Raw genomic sequence first — 20,087 nt, forward strand, 5'->3', positions numbered from 1 at the left:
GTTTTTCTTGAGCCGAAGAATCAACAAGGTTTTAGTAGCTAACAGAGGAGAAATTGCCATCCGCGTATTCCGTGCTTGTACAGAGCTGGATATTCGTACGGTGGCCATCTATTCAAAAGAGGATTCAGGATCCTATCATCGCTATAAAGCTGATGAAGCGTATTTGGTAGGGGAAGGCAAAAAGCCGATTGATGCATATCTGGATATTGAAGGAATTATTGATATTGCTAAAAATAGCGATGTTGATGCCATCCATCCTGGATATGGATTTCTGTCTGAAAATATTGAATTTGCCAGACGGTGCGAGGAAGAGGGCATTATTTTTATTGGTCCTTCATCCAGGCATTTAGATATGTTTGGGGATAAGGTAAAAGCCAGAACGCAAGCCCAGCTTGCTGAAATTCCGGTTATCCCGGGCAGTGACGGGCCAGTACAGAGCCTTGAAGAAGTGATCAGCTTTGGCAAAAATCATGGATTCCCTATCATTATTAAAGCCTCCCTTGGAGGCGGTGGCAGAGGAATGCGCATAGTAAGAAGCCTTGAGGAAGTAAAGGAATCATATGAGCGTGCAAAATCAGAAGCCAAAGCAGCATTTGGAAACGATGAAGTGTATGTTGAAAGATTCATAGAAAGGCCAAAACATATCGAAGTTCAAATCATAGGTGACCGTGAAGGGAATATCGTCCACCTTTATGAAAGAGATTGCTCTGTACAAAGACGCCATCAGAAGGTTGTAGAAGTAGCACCATGCGTGTCCCTCCCTGAAACTTTGAGGGATGAAATTTGCCTGGCGGCAGTCAATCTAATGAAGAATGTTGATTATATAAATGCAGGTACAGTAGAATTCCTTGTCGCTGGAGACCAGTTTTATTTTATAGAAGTTAACCCGCGTGTACAGGTTGAGCATACAATCACCGAAATGGTAACAGGAGTCGATATTGTTCAGACGCAAATACTTGTTGCGGAAGGTCACTCTTTACATAGCGAAGAAGTGGGAGTGCCAAAACAGGAAGATATCCATATTCATGGGTTTGCCATTCAGTCACGTGTTACGACTGAAGATCCGTTAAATAACTTTATGCCTGATACAGGAAGATTAATGGCATACCGGTCCGGCGGCGGGTTTGGTGTCCGGCTGGATGCGGGGAATGGCTTCCAGGGTGCGGTCATTACACCATATTATGATTCCCTTCTGGTAAAATTGTCGACTCATGCAATGACTTTCCAGCAGGCGGCATCAAAAATGGTCCGAAATCTGAAGGAATTCCGTATTCGCGGTATTAAAACAAATATTCCATTCCTTGAAAATGTTGTTAAGCATGAAAAATTCTTGAGGGGAGAGTATGATACTTCCTTTATTGATGAAACACCTGAACTATTCCTATTCCCGAAAAGGAAGGACAGGGGTACGAAAATGCTTAGCTATATCGGGAATGTAACTGTCAATGGATTCCCGGGAATTGAAAAGAAAAAGCGGCCTGTTTTTGACGAGCCTAGAGTGCCAAAAATGAAATACAGCACCAGCTACCAGGACGGAACAAAGCAAATATTGGATTCTCTTGGTCCTGAAGGCCTTGTAAAATGGATCAAAGAACAAAAAGAAGTCCTTCTTACTGATACAACTTTTCGTGATGCACACCAATCATTGCTTGCTACGCGTATAAGAACAAATGATATAAAACATATTGCCGAACCAACGGCAAAGCTTCTTCCGGAAATGTTCTCGTATGAAATGTGGGGCGGTGCTACTTTTGATGTTGCCTACAGGTTCCTGAAGGAAGACCCGTGGGAAAGATTGCTCACATTAAGAGAGAAAATGCCGAATGTGCTGTTCCAAATGCTGCTTCGTGCTTCCAATGCAGTAGGATATAAAAACTATCCTGATAATGTCATAAGAGAGTTTGTTGAAAAGTCTGCACATGCAGGAATTGATGTATTCCGAATATTTGACAGTCTTAACTGGGTTAAAGGGATGGAGGTCGCGATTGATGCTGTCCGCCAGAGCGGCAAGATTGCTGAAGCCGCTATGTGCTACACAGGCGATATTTCTGATCCAACGAGAACGAAGTATGATCTGAATTATTACAAGAATCTTGCCAAAGAGCTTGAGAGCCAGGGAGCTCATATACTAGCCATAAAGGATATGGCTGGACTTCTAAAGCCTCAATCTGCTTACAGGCTGATTTCTGAGCTGAAAGAAACGGTGGACATTCCGATCCACCTTCATACGCATGATACAAGCGGAAATGGAATTTACACATATGCAAAAGCAATTGAAGCCGGAGTTGATATTGTCGATACAGCTTTAAGCACTATGGCTGGATTAACCTCGCAGCCAAGTGCCAATTCACTTTATTATGCATTGGAAGGCACTGACCGCAAGCCTAATGTTAATATTCAGGCTCTTGAACAATTGTCCTATTATTGGGAAGATGTTCGTAAATATTACCAGGACTTTGAAAGCGGTATGAAGGCTCCCCATTCGGAGATTTACCAGCATGAGATGCCAGGTGGACAGTACAGCAATCTACAGCAGCAGGCTAAAGCTGTAGGCCTTGGCGATAAGTGGGATGAAGTGAAGGACATGTATTCCCGTGTGAATCAAATGTTTGGGGACATCGTTAAGGTAACACCTTCCTCAAAGGTAGTAGGGGACATGGCCCTGTTTATGGTCCAAAATAAGCTTACAGAGCAAGACGTCCTAAATAAAGGGCAGTCACTTGATTTCCCTGATTCAGTAGTTGAATTGTTTGAGGGTTATTTGGGACAGCCATATGGAGGTTTTCCTAAGGAGCTTCAAAAAGTGATCTTAAAAGACAGGGAGCCGATAACGGTTCGACCGGGAGAACTTTTGGAGGATGTCGATTTTGATGCATTAAAAGAAAAGCTCTTCAAGGAACTGGGAAGGCAGGTAACAAGCTTTGAAGCAATTGCTTATGCCCTGTATCCAAAAGTATTTATAGATTATGTAAAAACATGCGAACAGTTTGGCGATATTTCTGTTTTGGATACTCCAACATTTCTTTATGGTTTAAGGCTTGGAGAAGAAGTGGAAATTGAGATTGAAACAGGGAAAACATTAATTGTTAAATTAGTTTCAATCGGCCAGCCTCAGGCTGATGGTACACGGATCGTCTACTTTGAGCTTAATGGACAGCCGCGGGAAGTCAGTATAAAGGATGAAAGCATTAAAGCAACAGTTGCTTCCAAAGTTAAAGCAGACCCGCATAATGAAGCCCACATTGCTGCCAGCATGCCTGGAACAGTAATAAAGGTAGTCGTTGAAAAGGGTGAGAAAGTGGAAAAAGGCGATCATCTAATGATTACAGAAGCGATGAAAATGGAAACAACTGTACAGGCTCCATATTCAGGGACAGTTAAGGACATTTACGTTGGAAATGGTGAAGCGATTCAAACTGGCGACCTTTTGATTGAACTGACAAAATAAACATTAAAAAGAGCTTCGGCCATGCCGAAGCTCTTTTTTTAGTTGGAAGCAGCTTTTCCTCTATCTTGTTAAGTGATTGTTGTAACAGGAGATACTGCTGCTCCTTGTTTTTCTTCCTTCTTCACTTTCTCAATGGCAAGCTCATTCTTTTTGCTTCGGGAAGACAGGAGGATAAAATAGCTTAATACCCCAAACAAGCAAGAAATAAAGAATGCATGCGCTAGTGCTATATAAAGATTAAGTCTGGTAAGAACTACCAAGGCTCCGGCAGCAACCTGCAGGGATACGAGTATAAATGAAATAATCCAGCCCCAGTAAATGACTTTCTGGTCTTTATAATATTTTATTGCGAGATAAGTTATATAGCCAATCCAGATGAAGATCAATCCTGCTGCGGCTCTGTGGCCCATTTGCACCCACTCATACATGTTTCCCGGAAGTGTAAAGGCTCCATTAATGCAGAGCGGCCAATCACGGCAAACCAGGCTTGCGTTTACATGACGGACAAGAGCTCCTGTGTAAACTACAGCATAGCTATATAATGAGACACCGATTATATGCTTCCTCATTCTTTTATCGATGATCAGCTTCTCAGCCTGAAATTTCTTGTCTACTTCAAAAATAAGCAAAGTCAGAAGAAGGACTGCTGCAAAAGATATTAAGGAAATGCCAAAATGAAGGGCAAGCACGAAATCCGATTGTCCCCAGACTACGGCAGCTGCACCAATCAATGCCTGCAGTACGAGGAAGAAGAAAGAAGTCAGCGACAAAAATTTAGTTTCCCTTATGTGGCCCATTTTTCTCCAGGTCCATACAGATAAGATCAAAACCATAATTCCAACCGAACCGGAAACCAGCCTGTGAGCAAGCTCTATAACCAGCTCAGGAGTTATAGAGCTCGGAACGAATTCTCCATTGCACAGCGGCCAGGATTTCCCGCATCCCATTCCTGATTCAGTTTTAGTAACAAGCGCACCGCCTAACAATATTAAAAGCATGCCGATTGTGGTTAAAACAGCAAACCACTTTAAAGATCGTTGCAAAGCCTTTCACCTTCTTTGTAAAATTCGTTTTGCTTTTGTTTTTACATATACAATAGAATTTCTTTTCTATTAATTATCCGTATTCTATCTTAACAAAAATCCTCTAAAAAGCCAGATAGGGTTGTTGTTCCATTTCCTTTATCGATAGTACAGGAATAAAGCTTTTTTTACAACACTTATAAAAATTTCTAAACGTAATTATAGTAAAAAAGGTTGAAACTTGGATTGGAGTTTGCTAGAAATATATAGTGGGTATAAAATGGATATCCCTGTCGCGGAAGATATAGTTGGTTTCCCCTTTGACCAGATACATACTAGTTAGTTGGAATCTTCACTCCTAAATGTTTTCTGCAGGTTTTATTATCTCAAAAAAACAACCTTTCTTTAAGCATAATTTATTTTTGACACAAATTAGTCATAAATTATTCTAAAAAAATTCACAAAAGAGTTTTAAAGTGTGATTTAATATACAGAAGAAAGGTTTATCAATGCTTGAATATTAAACTGATTATTCACGTTGTGAATAGTAGAAAACTATTGATTGATAATTATTTATTTAGGGTGAACCCCTCGTTTTTTATTGCAAATATGGCTTTGAAAGCAATTATGCTTTATAGTAGTTGTAGTGTTAAAATAGCTTTGTTTGTGATAAGGGATAAAGGAGGAAAAGATATGTCCAACTCACGGGCTTTGAGTGAAGCTGCTATTGAAGACAGTGAGCGAAGCCTTCAAAACGATATACCGAAGACTACAGTCTGGAAGGATTTTCTTGCGCTGATTAAAATAGGCATTGTAAATTCCAATCTGATAACTACCTTTACGGGGATTTGGCTTGCATTGCACTTTTCCGGCGAAGGATTTTTCAATAATCTGGACCTGGTTTTCTATACATTAATTGGTTCTTCACTGATTATAGCAGGCTCATGCAGCTTGAATAATTATATTGACCGCGATATTGATCCATTAATGGAAAGAACTAAAGGCAGGCCAACTGTAACAGGGAAAGTGAACCCTGCTAAGGTTGCGCTTTTGAGTTTTCTGCTGATTGGCCTTGGGACGGCCTTTTTGATGTTTACAACTGCAACAGCAGTTGTAATTGGATTAATTGGCGTTTTTAGCTATGTTGTCCTTTATACTATGTGGACAAAGCGCAAATTCGTTTCCAACACAATCGTGGGCAGCGTTTCCGGTGCAGTGCCTCCATTAATTGGATGGGCGGCCGTGGATGGCAGCCTCGACCCGATGGCATGGGTGCTGTTCGCAATCGTATTTATCTGGCAGCCTCCTCACTTTTACGCACTCGCGATGAGAAGGGTGGATGAATACCGAGCGGCGGGAGTTCCAATGCTTCCAGTTGTAAAGGGATTTAAAGTGACAAAAAGGCATATTTATATCTGGGTCGCAGCATTAATGCCGCTGCCGTTCCTTTTGCCTTCACTTGGTTTGCCATTCATTATCCTTGCAACGATCTTGAATATCGGCTGGATTTTGACTGGCATTTATGCCAGGAAGTTTAATGATGATATTAAATGGGCTACTTTAATGTTTGTATACTCGTTACAATATCTGACTATCATGTTTGTAGCTATGGTAATCATCACACTTATTTAATTTTGTTAGGAAATTCTTTCTTTCGCTAGTTACGAGAGGGGATTTATCCATATTTTTTGATCAAACAATTCAAAAAATGAAATTTTTACGAAAGAGGGGTTTGATTAAGCTATGAAAAGGCTTGCAAAGTGGCGTCTTTTTTCTCTGTTTGCGGTGATGGCGCTCGTTCTTTCCGCTTGCAGCGGTAAACCGTATTTATCTACGCTAAATCCTGCCGGCGAAGTGGCGCAAACACAGTATGATTTAATGGTGTTGAGTACTGCAATTATGGTGGGGGTAATTGCAGTCGTGACAGTAATCTTCTTTATTGTTGTTTTTAAATTCCGCCGCAAGGACGACAGAATTCCGAAACAAGTTGAAGGAAGCCACAAACTTGAAATTATTTGGACTGTCATTCCGATCTTATTACTTCTTATTCTTGCTGTACCGACAGTTTCAGCTACCTTTAAGCTTGCTGACGTAAGTGAAATGGAAAAGAAGAATGAAGAAGGCAAAACAGATGCACTTGTTGTTAATGTGCGTGCTAACCTATACTGGTGGGAGTTTGAATATCCAAACCAGGAAATTATTACTGGACAGGAACTAGTTGTGCCAACTGACCAAAAAGTTTATTTCAACCTAATTGCGTCTGATGTTAAGCACTCATTCTGGATTCCTGCTGTTGGCGGAAAGCTGGATACAAACACAGATAATGTGAATAAATTCTGGCTGAAGTTTGACGGCGAAAAGGCTGATGAGGCCGACAACTTATTCTATGGTAAGTGTGCAGAGCTTTGCGGACCTTCCCATGCTTTGATGGATTTCAAAGTTAAAGCGGTTCCAAGTGACGAGTTTGATCAGTGGGTAACTGCAATGCAGGAAGTAAAAGAGCCTCAGCAGGCTGAAACTGATCTTGCGCAGGCTGGACAAGAAGTGTTTAATAACAGCTGCATCGGCTGTCATGCAGTAACTCCTGCAAACACTGCTCCTGAAGCAGCTCGTTTAGCTCCAAACTTAACAAACTTTGGCGATCGTGAGCGTATTGCCGGTATCCTTGACCACACTGAAGAAGACCTGAAAAATTGGTTAAGAGATCCTGAAACATATAAGCCTGGAAACAAGATGACAGGCACTTATGGTGAATTGACTGAGGAACAACTTGATGCCCTTTCAGAATACTTAATGGGCTTAAAGGTTATGGAACAATAGGGGATTTTTTGAAAAGGGAGGTAAAATTGTGAGTACCTTAGCACAGAAAAAAGGTTTTGGAGCGACTTTATGGGACTATTTAACAACAGTCGACCATAAAAAAATCGCAATCCTTTATCTTATAGCTGGCGGATTTTTCTTCTTGCTTGGCGGTTTGGAAGCCATGTTTATCCGTATCCAGCTTGCAGTACCAAACAATGATTTTGTAAGTGCCGGCTTGTATAATGAAATTTTAACCATGCACGGTACAACGATGATCTTCTTAGCGGCTATGCCACTTATATTTGCTTTTATGAATGCCGTAATGCCACTGCAAATTGGTGCGCGTGACGTTGCATTTCCATTCTTGAATTCTTTAGGATTTTGGCTGTTTTTCTTTGGTGGAGTATTCCTTAACCTTTCATGGTTTTTAGGTGGAGCACCTGATGCAGGCTGGACTTCCTATGCATCTCTATCAATTGCTTCTGAAGGGCATGGAATTGACTTCTATGCACTTGGATTGCAGATCTCCGGTGCAGGTACGTTAATTGGCGGTATCAATTTCCTTGTTACAATCATTAACATGCGTGCTCCTGGTATGACTTATATGCGTATGCCGATGTTTACTTGGGCTACGTTTGTAACTTCAGCGTTAATTCTATTTGCATTCCCTGCTTTAACAGTAGGTTTATTCTTGCTAATCTTTGACCGTATGTTTGGATCTAACTTCTTTGATCCGGCTATGGGAGGAAACACAATAATCTGGGAGCACTTCTTCTGGATTTTTGGTCACCCTGAAGTTTATATCCTGGTATTGCCGGCCTTCGGTATTTTCTCCGAGATTTTTGCGATTTTCTCGAGAAAGCGCCTGTTCGGATATTCTTCCATGGTATTCGCTACAGTTCTTATCGGTTTCTTAGGATTCATGGTTTGGGCTCACCATATGTTTACAACTGGAATGGGTCCAATTGCAAACGCGATCTTTGCAGTAGCAACGATGGCAATTGCAGTACCAACTGGTATTAAAATCTTCAACTGGCTATTTACAATGTGGGGCGGAAGCATTACGTTTACAACGCCAATGCTTTGGGCTGTTGCCTTCATTCCTTCATTTGTAGCCGGCGGTGTTACTGGTGTTATGCTAGCATCTGCAGCACAGGATTATCAGTACCATGACAGCTACTTTGTAGTTGCACACTTCCATTATGTAATTGTCGGCGGTGTTGTATTTGCATTATTTGCAGGTGCCCATTTATACTGGCCGAAAATGTTTGGTACAATGTTAAACGAATTCCTTGGAAAAATTACTTTTGTGTTATTCTTTATTGGATTCCATTTAACATTCTTTATCCAGCACTTCCTCGGACTTTGGGGAATGCCGCGCCGTATCTTTACTTTCCTTCCTGGACAGGGACTGGAAACGGCTAACTTTGTAAGTACAGTCGGTGCTTTCTTCATGGCAGCTGCTGTGATTGTATTGTTAATCAATGTTGTTATTACAACTGTTAAAAACGAAAAGGTTGGCAATGATCCATGGGGAGATGGCCGTACACTTGAATGGGCTATTCCTTCACCGCCTCCATTCTATAACTTCAAGCAGCTTCCGCTAGTTCGCGGACTTGATGCTTATTGGCTTGAGAAGATGGAAGGCAAACAGGGAATGTCACCTGCTGAACCGCTAGGTGATATCCATATGCCAAACAATTCTTTCATTCCATTTGTTATTTCTTTCGGCTTATTTGTGGCTGCATTTGGTGCAATGTACAGAGCTGACTACAGCTGGGGGATTCCAGTATTGATTGTAGGTATGCTGATTACTTTAGGTTCAATGTTCGTCCGTTCTATTAAGGATGATCATGGCTACCACATTCATAAAGAAGATTTGGAAGATAATAATGATAAGGGGGTTAAGGCATAATGGCTGCTGAACAAAAGATGACCTACGAAACATGGCCGGCGTCGCCTGAAAAGCAAACCCTCGAGGCCAAGAACAAATTTTTAGGTTTTTGGTTTTTCCTTGGAGGAGAGACCGTTCTATTCGCCTCCCTCTTTGCAACTTACCTTGCCTTGAAGGATAAAGTACCTAGCAGTGATATGGCGTTAGCGAAGGACCTATTTGAGATTCCTCTTGCATTTATGATGACGATGCTTTTATTAACTAGCTCGTTAACAAGCGTTTATGCAATGTATCATATGAAGAACTTTAATTTCAAAAAGATGCAGCTATGGCTTGGAATTACAGTTTTGCTTGGACTTGGCTTCCTAGGTTTGGAAATTTATGAGTTCAATCATTATGTGCATGAATTCCATCATAGTTTCACAAGCAGTGCATTTGGTTCAGCCTTCTATACATTAGTCGGTTTCCATGGTGGCCACGTTGCATTTGGTTTACTGTGGATCACTACTCTAATGATCCGCAACAGCAAAAGAGGATTAAGCCTTTACAATGCGCCTAAGTTCTATGTTGCGAGCCTTTACTGGCACTTCATTGACGTTGTTTGGGTATTCATCTTCACAGTAGTATATTTAATGGGAATGGTGGGATAATCTGATGGCAAATCAACAACCAAACTCAGGAAACCCAAGAGTAGACATTGAATATAGACGCAAAAAAAGTGCAGAAGAGATGAAGCATCAAGTTATCACTTTTGCAATGATGATCTTCTTAACAATTGTTGCGTTCGTAGCAGCTGGTTATGAAGGTTTCTCGGCATGGTTTATTGTGCCTTTCATTTTGATTCTTGCAGTTGTGCAGGTAATCTTCCAGTTATACTATTTCATGCATATGAGCCATAAAGGTCACGAAGCACCTGCATTGTTCTTATACTCCGGGGCATTAGTCGGATTTATTACAATCATTGCGTTCCTGACTGTCATTTGGTGGTAATCATAGGAGAAAATCGGCTATCGGCCGATTTTCTTTTTATGTAAGCAGGTTTAGGAAATTATGGGGAGTTGCACTTCATTGAGATTGTGGACGAGAGAGAGTATAATATTATTGGGAATGTATTTGCAGAGATATGTAGGAAAGCCGTTGCTAAAAGAGTGACTGGCGATAATGAGTTATACTGAATGAGGTGATAGGCATGTCTTTAGAAATATTCGGTTTTCGTGCGCTATGGAGTCCATTATTCTTTTTATTTGTGCTCCTTGTTCTTGGAGGATACTACCTATTAACAGTTAAGTATCGCACCAAATTTAAATACAGTGAGCCTTTGACAAAAAGGCAGGGATTATACTTTGTTGCGGGGATGGTTGTTTTATATGCAATCAAAGGCTCTCCAGTCGATCTGATGGGCCATTTAATGTTTTATGCCCATATGATTCAGATGGCTATCCTATATTTAGTCGTTCCTCCGCTTGTGATCATGGGAATCCCTCAATGGGTTTGGCGTGCGGCCATAAATTATAAAGGTGTCAAACCTTTATTTGATTTCTTTACCAAGCCGCTCATAGCCCTTATCCTGTTCAATGGCGTATTTTCTATTTACCATATACCTGATGTGTTTGATATTGTAAAAACCGATATGCTGCTTCATACAGCATACACGACTATATTGTTCCTGCTGGCAACTTTTATGTGGTGGCCTATCCTGAATGAACTGCCTGAAAGGGATACATTAGGCGGACTTAAGAAGGTAGGGTACGTATTTGCCAATGGTGTTTTGCTAACGCCTGCGTGCGCGCTGATTATTTTTGCAGATACTCCGATGTACAATACCTACTCAGATCCTAATGCATGGGCACAGGCACTTCAGTTATGTGTTCCTTCTACTACATTGGCAAACCTAAACTTGAGCGGACCTGAAATGTTTAATTCCATGTCACTCATCCATGATCAGCAGCTGGGCGGTGTTATCATGAAAATCATCCAGGAGATTGTATATGGCATTATTTTGGCACAGATCTTCTTCGCCTGGTATAAAAAAGAACAAGAAGAAACACCTATTGAAAAAGAACATATGCTTAATCCGCAGCCAATTAAATAATTGGAGAAACTCCAGCTTGATTGCTGGAGTTTTTTTGCACTCTCTGTTCTGTCAATAGTGCAGTGAATTTCATCACATATGAATAGTTAAATATTGAACATTTAAGGAACTTTTCTTAAAAGTACATTCAGTTTGTTGAAAAAAGCGGTATACTTTACTAGAATTAAATTTGTGCTTTATTTGATACACCTAATATTGATTTTAAACCGAATACCGGAGAGAGGAAGACGATATGGAATATTCATTGCCAATATTGCCTACTATTAGTACAACGTTCATTGTGCTTAGTGCCATCACTGTTGCGATTGGCTGGGTACAGATTAGCAAAAAGAAACTTGAAGCCCATAAAAAAACGATGACTTTAGCTGCTGTGTTCGCTGTCATTTTCTTTATCATATATGCCAGCAGAACCGTATTTATCGGCAATACTGCTTTTGGCGGTCCGGACGATATAAAAATTTATTATACCATCTTTCTGATTTTCCATATTACTCTTGCAACTGTAGGAGCTGTTTTAGGAATTATATCACTATATACCGGCTATAAAAATAAATTGGATAAACATAGAAAGCTGGGGCCTGTTACAAGTGTTGTCTGGTTCTTTACAGGGATTACAGGTGTTGCTGTTTACTTGCTGCTTTATGTCTTCTACCATGGCGGGGAGACTACATCTGTTATTAAGGCAATACTGGGAACATAATAATGATAGAATACCGTTCTTTGAAGCGGTATTTTTTTATTTTGCTATGTTAAAGCTCATTGTTCATTTTTGCACCCTAATGATTGGAGAGGAAGGCACGAGCCCTCGAAAATGCTGACCCATTTCCTTCGTGCGTTAATTCAAGGATACTTATTCAATATCCAGCGGGAAACACGAGGTAAAGGGAGACCCCGCAGGCGTTCACGCCGAGAAGGGTCCCGTACCGCCCGAGGTTCGCTGAGTGCCGGGAGCGGAAATCAACAGACAAGTTTAACAGAGACATCCATGCTAATAAAAATTCGCACCTTTTATATAAAATAAGTATAATTCATTTTGCAATGTTAACTGCTTCTGCTGAACCGTTCAATTTAAACAATTCAAGAGTTCAAGAAGGAGTTATAAGCTCCATAGCGAATCCTTATTAGGATGGAAATAAGCGGGAGTGAAAAAAGTGAACGTAAGGAAATTAGAAGAAAAAGAATATATAGAAGCAATGAAACTTTCCATGTATGCTTTTCAGTACGATGTCCCTGAAGACGATATTCCAAAGCGCAAGGAAATGTTAAAGAACCATACGATTTTTGGTATATGGGAAGGAGAAAATCTGGCTGCTAAGCTGCATATCATTCCATTAAATGTTTATATAAATGGCCATGCCTGGAAGATGGGAGGCATAGCTGGGGTTGCAACCTATCCGGAGTACAGAAGAAATGGACTTGTCAGCCAGCTAATAAAACAATCTTTGGTTGAGATGGATGAGCAGGGGCAGGTCTTTTCATTTTTGCACCCTTTTAATATATCTTTTTACCGAAAATTCGGCTGGGAGATTTTCACGGAATACAAGAAGACTTACATCAATAAAATTGATTTAAATATGGCAGGCAAATCTTCAGGCACAATTAAACGATTTAATAAAAGCCAGCATATCAAAACAATTGAAAAAATTTACGAAGAATATATGGGGCAGTTTTCTGGAGGACTTATCAGAGATACCTATTGGTGGGAGAACTTTGTCTATTCGGATTATCAGATTGCTGTATATTTTGACGAAAATGGTGACGGCAAAGGCTATCTTCTTTTTAAAGTAAAAGATAATAAAATGGACGTAGAAGAATTCACGGCACTCAATCAGGAGGCCAGAGTGAATTTATGGAACTTCATCTGCCAGCATGATTCCATGGTTGAGAAGGTAAAGGTCATCACTTCTGTACATGATCCGTTTCCATATTACCTGCATCAGCCTAACTTAAAAATGGAGATTTTTCCGTATTTTATGGGGAGAATTGTAAATGTGGAAAAGTGCCTCAGCAAATATTCTTTTGATCATAACGAAGAAAAAGTTTTTATACATATTGAGGATTTCCATGCTCCATGGAATACTGGAAGCTATCTGATCACGGGCAGAGAAGCAGCTGTTTTCAAGAATAAAGAAGGGAGCCGCTGTGCAAAGCCTGCAGCTAGAGGACTGCACATGTCCATAAAAGCTTTATCAGCAATCATCATTGGCTACAGGCGTCCGCTGGAATTATATGATTTAGGTGAAATTACAGGGCCAAGAAAAGATGCGGAGGTTCTTGAAAGAAAAATCCCGCTGCAAAAATCCTTTTTTTACGATTTCTTTTAAATTACACACAAAAAGCTTCCCGTAAGGAAGCTTTTTATATTTTAAAGTTCATTTTTATTAAACCGGCTTCTTTGGCTGAATTAAAGGCAATAACCAAAAGCGGGCCAATGATGAACCCGAGTATGCCTATTAAATTTAAACCGATATACATCGCTATTAGAGTCGCTAGGGGGGATAGGCCAATGTGTGTACCCATTACCTTTGGTTCAACTGTTCTTCGTATAATTAACAGTACAGCTGCCAATATTGCCAGCTGTGTACCCATTCCAATATCTCCAGTGAAGAGATGGAAAAGGGCCCAGGGGCCTAGAATGACGATGGAGCCAATGATCGGTATAAAGTCAATAATCCAGATGATAATTGACATAACCAAGGCTACTTCCGGATTAATAAATAATAGACCGATCAGGGAAACGATAAAAATAATCACACTAACAAGGAATTGAGCCTTAAAGAAGCCAAATCCAACATACGAAAGCCTGGAAGTCATGAATCTGACTTTATCTGCCGTTTTTTCAGTCAGATGGTTGTACATTCCTTTCCTTAAGCGTGGAAGGTCAATTAAAAATAGGAACAACGCGATTAGATACACAATGAGACTGACAAGATAGTTTGGAATATTCGTCAATAGCGCTTTTAGATTATCTATATTGACATAAGCTACAAGGTCATCCTTTGTTTTATTCAAAAAGGATTGGACTTGGATGCTGATTTCATCAACTAAATCCTTTGGAAGATCTTTAGCGGCATTCGTAAAATCTGCCTCAGCCCGCAGCCATGCTTTTGTAATCTCATTAATGTACATTGGTGCATTTTCAATAAGCTTAATTGCCTCTGTAATCACTTTCGTCGTAATAAAATAGCCAGACAAACCAATAAAAAGGACAAATCCGATAAAAGTAATCAGTACGGATAATCTTCTATTTATTCTTATTTTATTCTGAAGCAATTTAACGATTGGTTCCAGAATGAGAGCTGTAATGAAGGCAACAATCAGTGGAACAGATACAGGCAAAATAAAGTAGAATATGGCGGCAATAAGAAGTGCCCCAATTAATATAAATAAAAATCGTCTAGTAAATATTGCAGACAAAAATAAATCCCCTTTCCAAACTCCTAAAAGCAGCTAGCATCAGCCTTTGTAATGGCATATATTCAACAGTTACATAAGGATATAAATAATAGTAACATTTCAATTATATTATGCATTTAATGTTAGAAACAATAAAAACATCTTTATGTTCATGATTTATTTCCTGAGAGATTATAGCCCGGTAAAACTTTAAATAAATCGGACAGAAAGAAGTGACAAGAAGATGCAAAATGAACATCTCGACTTCGGAACGATTAAAGCAGCCAGCGATATAATCTCAGCAATAGTAGAATCAAGTTTACAAGAACGGGAAGGTGTGATTCCCGTAAAAAGTGATAAATTTTCTTTTTTTAAAAAAAGCCCTAATAATATTTCAATCTCATTTAAGGATACTGAAGTTTATTTGAAAATAAAAATGAACATACAAAAGGGAATTAATATTTTGGAGGAAACAAGCGAGATTCAGAAAGAAATCAAGGATGAAATTATTCACTTAACAGGACTTAAAGTAAGAAGAGTTGATCTATGTATAGACAAAATAGTACCTCAGTCACCCCTTGAGGATTTCAGATATTAATTGTGTATAAAAAGACGCATGGTGTCCATGCGTCTTTTTATGTGAAAGAATGCCTCTGAAGCTATACAGCTTCCACTTTTAAATTATACCGCGAAATGATCGATTTCAGTTTTAATATCAGCAAGAATTTTTTCACACTGATTTAAGAGTGATTTCGGGAAGGTTTCTCCTTCTCCATATTCAACTCCATGCGGGTAATAATGCTTGCCAAGAAGTGGAGTCATTAGCTGAATCAATGCTTTATGTGCTCCTACATCTCCCTCAACTGCATACCCGAATACTCGAAGGTAAAAAACACCTTCCTTTAATTCAAATTTGCGGTCATATGTAACTCTTTCGTAATCCCATTGGCCCTCACGAACCAGGCCGTGTGATAGCATTACTTCATCTAAGCGGGTTAAGTCTGCCTTTTTATTTTCCAGACCTGTGTTTTCAAATTTCATAATTGTCCCTCCTGAAAACAATCCATGGTTCAGCTGATCGATCCATGCATAATTTAAACAAGTTTATCTCAAATTTAATAATAGTAGAAAAAAGCGTAACATGCAACGGATACATGCAAGAAAAGATGGCTCTGTCAAATATCATCAGTTTAGTGGCGGGAAAATCAAGACAAGTTATTTATTCTATTCCTATTTTCAACATGAAAATTAATTTACAGCTCAACAAGGCGAAAGGGGAAACGGCAGATGAAAAAAAGAACGATAACAATAGCTTTATTAATATTTTTACTAGCTTCCGGGCCTGCTGATGCCACAACAGAGTATAAGGTTGAAAAAGCCGACACTCTCTGGAAAATAGCAGTTAAATTCAACAAAGATTTAAATGATATTATTAACAGCAATTCTCATATTAAAAATCCTGATTTAATTTATCCTGGACAAACTATACTCATACCTGGCCAAACAGGGAGGAGCAGCGCCCAAAAAATTGCTGAGGGTGAGCGCACTATATGGGAGCTTGCCAATGAGGAGCGTAAGCAGAAAGGGTTAAAGCCATTGGTTATGGATTCTATTCTTACTGGCGCTGCTAAACAAAAATCCAAAGATATGATGAACTTTGAATATGTGTCGCATAATTCTCCTACATTTGGAAATCCTACAAAAATGTTAAGGAATCAGCAAATTTCTTTCCTGACGGTGAAGGAGAATATCGGAGCCGGCTACAGGTCGGCTGATGAGATGTTTTCAGCCTGGATGAACTCTTCGATTCACCGAGCAAACATCCTGGATAAAAGAGCTACACATATTGGAGTTGGACATGTAAAAGGCGGTTTGCATGGGCACTATTGGACAATATTCATTGTGGAAAAAAATGAAGGAGGATAAAAACATGGAAAGAATTCGTGACATTATGACTGATGATGTTGAAAGCTGCTCACTTTTGGATAATGTATATGAAGTGGCGGTTAAGATGAAGGAGTTAAATGTAGGTGCTATTCCTATTGTTGATAATGATAAGCTTGTCGGAATGATTACAGACCGCGATATTGTCCTTCGCTGTGTGGCTGAAAAGCATCCTGCTTCTTCAAAAGTCGAAGACATTATGAGCAGCCATCTTGTAACAGTTAAAAAAGATACAGAATCGAGAGAAGCTGCCCGCTTGATGGCAGAGCACCAAATCCGCCGCTTGCCTGTGGTGGAAGGTGACAAGCTTGTTGGGATAGTATCCCTTGGCGACTTTGCTGTTCGTCATTTAACAGATGAACAGGCAGGAGAAGCTCTTTCCGATATCTCAAAACATGAAAATGAAGCACAGCACTAAAAGGACACCAAATGGTGTTCTTTTTTTTGCCTTCGCCAGGTTAAATGCCAGCAATCGTTTTTAAAAACAATAGAAAAACGATACACCTAATGGTATGATTAGTACAAAAGGCTGAGATATATTTGTCATTTTATATCGCAGCGCACATTACATAAAACATTGTAAATGTTATACTCTTTAAATACTATAAAATAGAATAACTAAAAGAAGGGAGGGCGCGTTCTCTGCGGACACTTTTGCGAATATTAGTATTGATCTCCATATTTCTTGCAGCTGGTTTTTATTTGGATATTACCGGTGAGGAACAGGGAGAAATATTGGTAAACCAGGAAAATTCACAGCCTGAGGCAATAAAGGATTTGGGTGAGGATGTGAACCCTGACATGTCTTCCAATGAAGGCATTCCTGAAAAAGGTTTGGCCAAGCTGATGGGGAAATCTATTCAGAAGGTTAAAGAAAGTTTAGGTGAGCCGTCCAGGGTTGATCCTTCTTTTTTTGGTTATGAATGGTGGATTTATAATAAAAGCGATACAGAGTATGCCCAGGTTGGCGTAAGCGGCAACAAAGTGGTCTCAATTTTTGCAACTGGGGAAGATTTGGACATCAGCCCTTTTAAAATCGGGCAGCCAGTCGGTGAAATTTATTCTTCCGTTTTTGTTGAGACAAATATCAACCTTGAATTTAAAGAAAGCTCCTACCGTTTTGAACTGTCTGAAGAAGATCTTAATACCAGGCCGCTGGTTATGGTTGGAGACCATTATGCACAGCTGAATATCGATAAATTTACAGGAACACTATCAAGTGTAAGGTTAATGGATACTGCAACTTTAATTAAAATGCGGCCGTATGAAATGGTTTACCGCGGAGAATTATTAGAGGGCCCCCTGCCTTCACCTGCCTTTGAAGAAGAAGTGGAGAGAGGGAAGGAACAGCAGATTCTGGATCTTACTAATGTACTAAGGGTGCGGCATAATCTAAGTCCGCTGGAATGGGATAAAATGACTGCCGACGTTGCGTTTGCCCACAGCAAGGATATGTATGAAAGCAAAGATTTTTCCCATATTTCCAAAACTTACGGTGAACTCGCCGACCGGCTTGAGGCCGGAGGTGTATTATACAAAATTGCCGGAGAAAATATTGCTGCAAACTATATGGATGCACCTGCGGTTGTCGAGGGATGGCTTAATAGCAAGGGTCATAGGGAAAGCCTGTTAAATGAAGAGTTCACCCACCTGGGGGTTGGTGTTTATAAGAAGCATTATACCCAAAACTTCATCAGGAAGCTGGAAGAAGAATAATGAAGTCAAAAAGAGCCGAACTTAGTTAGGCTCTTTTATTTTCTTGCATTAGACTGTTCTTTAACATGTATTCGGCTGACATGGAAATATTCTTCCTTCCAATTCCCGTATAGGTGTACGGTGTCTCCAATATTTAGAGAAAGCAAGCTGGCATTTTTCATTAAAGGAGTAATCTTTTTTCCCTTCCACTGTTTTTTGGCTGATGATTGTATGGTCAAGTCAAGAACATGGACGTAGCGGTGATAATAATATCTTTGCTTGCTTTCGCTCATATGGACAATCTCCCCGGAGATGATGGCTTCTTCAGGAACATTGTTGAGGTCCGCCCACTTTTCATAGCTTTCACGCATCTCTTTTTTTGTTAGCCAATAAAAGTAAAGGCAAATAATCGGTATTACGATAGCGGTAACCATGTTTCCACCTGCTTTTTATTTGTTGACGCCTTTTTTTTCAATGATAAAAAAGCTGCCTGTTGCCTGGGCGATCTTTCTGCCGTCAGCCCGATGGACATCAGCAGATAACACCATGGTCTTTGTTCCTTTATGGTCAATATTCGCCCTGCATGTCACATAATCACCTTTTCCTACTGACAGATAGTGTACGTTTAACTGCGTAGTTACAGCTCCAAACCCGTCAGGCAGCAGTGAAGCTGCAAGAGTGCCCATTGCAGAGTCGATAACTGTTGCGGTAATCCCTCCATGAAGGATTCCAAGCGGATTATCCACTAGCGGTGTCAGGGGGATGGTTAAAATGCATTCATCATCAGTTATAGAACGCTCCATTTGCAGCAGTCCCCCTATATAGGAACTGTTTTGGCCGGTTTGTTTTTTATGAAAGCCCTGCAGCAGGGATTTTAAAACCTCTAATTCCTCGTCTGTTGCCTGATTCGTGCATTTATCGAATAATTCCATTATTTCTTTGTCCATAAAAATTCACCCTTCATTAACTTTCTGCATTCATATATTATCACTAATGGAAGAATATTTAAATTTATTAATAAAAAGGTTTCAGGGGCAGCACCTTTCATTCACCTTTTCCTTTAACAGTCATATGGTAATGTAGGCATTTGTAACAGAATGAGGTGAAATAGGCATGACTAATAATAAGCTTCATCCCTCTGTTGAAAAATTTAAAGAGTTTGTGAAACAGAACCCGCAGATTATTCGGGAAGTCCGGTCCGGCAATGCAACATGGCAGGATTTATATGAGGACTGGTACCTTCTGGGTGAAGATGACTCAAGATGGGATTCATTTAAAGAAAACAAGGGAGAAAAACGAACATCTGAAGAGAAGAAAAGCGACTGGATGGGCAATATCATGGGGACGCTTAAACATATGGATGCCAATCAAATGCAGGGATATATCAATAATCTTAGCCAGGCACTGTCAGCAGTCCAGGGAGTCATTTCCCAGTTTCAAGGCGGCCAGCAATCTGGCGGGGGCACAAAGTCAGCAAACCCGAAACCAAATAACCCGTTCACATTTCGAAAAGATTAAACACAAGGGGAACGAAAGAATGAGAAAAGATATTATCGATTATCTTGATCAAAAAAAGGAATTAAAGCAATTCATCCGGGAGCAGCCCCACTGGTATAGAACCTTAACAAGAAACCCCCATGAAATCCAATCCCTTGAAGTGGCTGCTCTGCACTATTATAAAAAGACCATTCCCCATCAGGTCGAGAAATTTACAAATGGGGTGCAAATGGCTTCCATGATGATGAGCATGTTCCAGGCAATGAATTCACAATCCAATTAAAAAGCTTTCTCGCG

Annotated in this window: 20 protein-coding genes; 15 read left to right on the forward strand and 5 right to left on the reverse strand. The window is 40.0% G+C overall.

Annotation, left to right across the window (positions count from 1 at the left end; translation table 11 throughout):
• Positions 1–7 precede the first annotated feature (7 nt).
• The gene (pyc, locus tag IQ19_RS10405; RefSeq protein WP_144542366.1) at positions 8–3,448 is read left to right on the forward strand and encodes a pyruvate carboxylase; all 3,441 of its coding nucleotides are present in this window, start codon (positions 8–10) and stop codon (positions 3,446–3,448) included.
• A 68-nt stretch (positions 3,449–3,516) separates the two neighbouring features.
• On the opposite strand, the gene IQ19_RS10410 is transcribed toward pyc, so the two are convergent.
• Complete coding sequence (locus IQ19_RS10410) at positions 3,517–4,491, reverse strand: COX15/CtaA family protein (RefSeq protein ID WP_144542367.1); 975 nt, start codon at positions 4,489–4,491, stop codon at positions 3,517–3,519.
• A 672-nt stretch (positions 4,492–5,163) separates the two neighbouring features.
• Here IQ19_RS10410 and cyoE point away from each other — a divergent pair.
• From cyoE to IQ19_RS10450, 8 genes are all read left to right on the forward strand, one after another.
• Positions 5,164–6,102, forward strand: a complete 939-nt coding sequence (cyoE, locus tag IQ19_RS10415) for a heme o synthase (RefSeq protein WP_144542368.1) — start codon at positions 5,164–5,166, stop codon at positions 6,100–6,102.
• Positions 6,103–6,213: 111 nt separating this feature from the next.
• A complete protein-coding gene (gene coxB / locus IQ19_RS10420; RefSeq protein WP_144542369.1) occupies positions 6,214–7,290 on the forward strand; it encodes a cytochrome c oxidase subunit II in 1,077 nt (358 codons plus the stop codon).
• Positions 7,291–7,318: 28 nt separating this feature from the next.
• Positions 7,319–9,187 carry a cytochrome c oxidase subunit I gene (gene ctaD / locus IQ19_RS10425; RefSeq protein WP_144542370.1) on the forward strand — a complete coding sequence of 623 codons (1,869 nt, stop codon included), beginning with the start codon at positions 7,319–7,321 and terminating at the stop codon, positions 9,185–9,187.
• The gene (locus IQ19_RS10430; RefSeq protein ID WP_144542371.1) at positions 9,187–9,816 is read left to right on the forward strand and encodes a cytochrome c oxidase subunit 3; all 630 of its coding nucleotides are present in this window, start codon (positions 9,187–9,189) and stop codon (positions 9,814–9,816) included. The genes ctaD and IQ19_RS10430 overlap by 1 nt, the downstream gene beginning before the upstream one ends.
• Before the next feature lie 4 nt (positions 9,817–9,820).
• A complete protein-coding gene (ctaF, locus tag IQ19_RS10435) occupies positions 9,821–10,156 on the forward strand; it encodes a cytochrome c oxidase subunit IVB (protein WP_110067833.1) in 336 nt (111 codons plus the stop codon).
• Positions 10,157–10,355: 199 nt separating this feature from the next.
• Positions 10,356–11,258, forward strand: coding sequence for a cytochrome c oxidase assembly factor CtaG (gene ctaG, locus IQ19_RS10440; protein ID WP_144542372.1), 903 nt, complete (start codon positions 10,356–10,358; stop codon positions 11,256–11,258).
• A 232-nt stretch (positions 11,259–11,490) separates the two neighbouring features.
• Positions 11,491–11,958, forward strand: coding sequence for a DUF420 domain-containing protein (locus IQ19_RS10445; protein WP_144542373.1), 468 nt, complete (start codon positions 11,491–11,493; stop codon positions 11,956–11,958).
• Between the two features lie 451 nt (positions 11,959–12,409).
• Positions 12,410–13,582 carry a GNAT family N-acetyltransferase gene (locus IQ19_RS10450; RefSeq protein ID WP_144542374.1) on the forward strand — a complete coding sequence of 391 codons (1,173 nt, stop codon included), beginning with the start codon at positions 12,410–12,412 and terminating at the stop codon, positions 13,580–13,582.
• Between the two features lie 34 nt (positions 13,583–13,616).
• On the opposite strand, the gene ytvI is transcribed toward IQ19_RS10450, so the two are convergent.
• A complete protein-coding gene (gene ytvI / locus IQ19_RS10455; protein ID WP_144542375.1) occupies positions 13,617–14,675 on the reverse strand; it encodes a sporulation integral membrane protein YtvI in 1,059 nt (352 codons plus the stop codon).
• A 223-nt stretch (positions 14,676–14,898) separates the two neighbouring features.
• Here ytvI and IQ19_RS10460 point away from each other — a divergent pair, with 223 nt between their 5' ends.
• Positions 14,899–15,252 carry an Asp23/Gls24 family envelope stress response protein gene (locus IQ19_RS10460; protein WP_144542376.1) on the forward strand — a complete coding sequence of 118 codons (354 nt, stop codon included), beginning with the start codon at positions 14,899–14,901 and terminating at the stop codon, positions 15,250–15,252.
• Positions 15,253–15,335: 83 nt separating this feature from the next.
• Here the strand turns inward: IQ19_RS10460 and IQ19_RS10465 are convergent, their stop codons facing one another.
• Positions 15,336–15,695, reverse strand: coding sequence for a YugN family protein (locus tag IQ19_RS10465; protein ID WP_144542377.1), 360 nt, complete (start codon positions 15,693–15,695; stop codon positions 15,336–15,338).
• Between the two features lie 246 nt (positions 15,696–15,941).
• Here IQ19_RS10465 and IQ19_RS10470 point away from each other — a divergent pair, with 246 nt between their 5' ends.
• From IQ19_RS10470 to IQ19_RS10480, 3 genes are all read left to right on the forward strand, one after another.
• Positions 15,942–16,580, forward strand: a complete 639-nt coding sequence (locus IQ19_RS10470; protein ID WP_144542378.1) for a CAP domain-containing protein — start codon at positions 15,942–15,944, stop codon at positions 16,578–16,580.
• Between the two features lie 4 nt (positions 16,581–16,584).
• Entirely contained in the window at positions 16,585–17,016 is a 432-nt protein-coding gene (locus tag IQ19_RS10475; protein WP_144542379.1) for a CBS domain-containing protein, read from the forward strand.
• 224 nt (positions 17,017–17,240) lie between these two features.
• The gene (locus IQ19_RS10480) at positions 17,241–18,314 is read left to right on the forward strand and encodes a CAP domain-containing protein (RefSeq protein ID WP_394137209.1); all 1,074 of its coding nucleotides are present in this window, start codon (positions 17,241–17,243) and stop codon (positions 18,312–18,314) included.
• Between the two features lie 35 nt (positions 18,315–18,349).
• On the opposite strand, the gene IQ19_RS10485 is transcribed toward IQ19_RS10480, so the two are convergent.
• Together IQ19_RS10485 and IQ19_RS10490 are read right to left on the reverse strand one after the other, a co-directional pair.
• On the reverse strand, positions 18,350–18,727 hold the full coding sequence (locus IQ19_RS10485; protein ID WP_144542380.1) for a hypothetical protein: 378 nt from the start codon (positions 18,725–18,727) through the stop codon (positions 18,350–18,352).
• Between the two features lie 15 nt (positions 18,728–18,742).
• Positions 18,743–19,240 carry a PaaI family thioesterase gene (locus tag IQ19_RS10490; RefSeq protein WP_144542381.1) on the reverse strand — a complete coding sequence of 166 codons (498 nt, stop codon included), beginning with the start codon at positions 19,238–19,240 and terminating at the stop codon, positions 18,743–18,745.
• A 166-nt stretch (positions 19,241–19,406) separates the two neighbouring features.
• Here IQ19_RS10490 and IQ19_RS10495 point away from each other — a divergent pair, with 166 nt between their 5' ends.
• Together IQ19_RS10495 and IQ19_RS10500 are read left to right on the forward strand one after the other, a co-directional pair.
• Positions 19,407–19,811, forward strand: a complete 405-nt coding sequence (locus IQ19_RS10495; RefSeq protein ID WP_144542382.1) for a YlbD family protein — start codon at positions 19,407–19,409, stop codon at positions 19,809–19,811.
• A 19-nt stretch (positions 19,812–19,830) separates the two neighbouring features.
• The gene (locus tag IQ19_RS10500; protein WP_110067823.1) at positions 19,831–20,073 is read left to right on the forward strand and encodes a YlbE-like family protein; all 243 of its coding nucleotides are present in this window, start codon (positions 19,831–19,833) and stop codon (positions 20,071–20,073) included.
• Positions 20,074–20,087: the final 14 nt, after the last annotated feature.

It is taken from the genome of Cytobacillus oceanisediminis, assembly GCF_007830235.1.
GTDB lineage: Bacteria > Bacillota > Bacilli > Bacillales > Cytobacillaceae > Cytobacillus > Cytobacillus oceanisediminis.

What these genes read in the sequence shown, in the direction of transcription:
- coxB (WP_144542369.1), top strand. Translation starts at nt 6,214, where the DNA reads ATGAAAAGGCTTGCAAAGTGGCGTCTTTTTTCTCTGTTTGCGGTGATG.
- IQ19_RS10485 (WP_144542380.1), bottom strand. Translation starts at nt 18,727, where the DNA reads ATGGTTACCGCTATCGTAATACCGATTATTTGCCTTTACTTTTATTGG.
- IQ19_RS10495 (WP_144542382.1), top strand. Translation starts at nt 19,407, where the DNA reads ATGACTAATAATAAGCTTCATCCCTCTGTTGAAAAATTTAAAGAGTTT.
- IQ19_RS10430 (WP_144542371.1), top strand. Translation starts at nt 9,187, where the DNA reads ATGGCTGCTGAACAAAAGATGACCTACGAAACATGGCCGGCGTCGCCT.
- ctaG (WP_144542372.1), top strand. Translation starts at nt 10,356, where the DNA reads ATGTCTTTAGAAATATTCGGTTTTCGTGCGCTATGGAGTCCATTATTC.
- IQ19_RS10475 (WP_144542379.1), top strand. Translation starts at nt 16,585, where the DNA reads ATGGAAAGAATTCGTGACATTATGACTGATGATGTTGAAAGCTGCTCA.
- IQ19_RS10445 (WP_144542373.1), top strand. Translation starts at nt 11,491, where the DNA reads ATGGAATATTCATTGCCAATATTGCCTACTATTAGTACAACGTTCATT.
- IQ19_RS10490 (WP_144542381.1), bottom strand. Translation starts at nt 19,240, where the DNA reads ATGGACAAAGAAATAATGGAATTATTCGATAAATGCACGAATCAGGCA.
- ctaF (WP_110067833.1), top strand. Translation starts at nt 9,821, where the DNA reads ATGGCAAATCAACAACCAAACTCAGGAAACCCAAGAGTAGACATTGAA.
- IQ19_RS10500 (WP_110067823.1), top strand. Translation starts at nt 19,831, where the DNA reads ATGAGAAAAGATATTATCGATTATCTTGATCAAAAAAAGGAATTAAAG.
- cyoE (WP_144542368.1), top strand. Translation starts at nt 5,164, where the DNA reads ATGTCCAACTCACGGGCTTTGAGTGAAGCTGCTATTGAAGACAGTGAG.
- IQ19_RS10470 (WP_144542378.1), top strand. Translation starts at nt 15,942, where the DNA reads ATGAAAAAAAGAACGATAACAATAGCTTTATTAATATTTTTACTAGCT.
- IQ19_RS10465 (WP_144542377.1), bottom strand. Translation starts at nt 15,695, where the DNA reads ATGAAATTTGAAAACACAGGTCTGGAAAATAAAAAGGCAGACTTAACC.
- IQ19_RS10460 (WP_144542376.1), top strand. Translation starts at nt 14,899, where the DNA reads ATGCAAAATGAACATCTCGACTTCGGAACGATTAAAGCAGCCAGCGAT.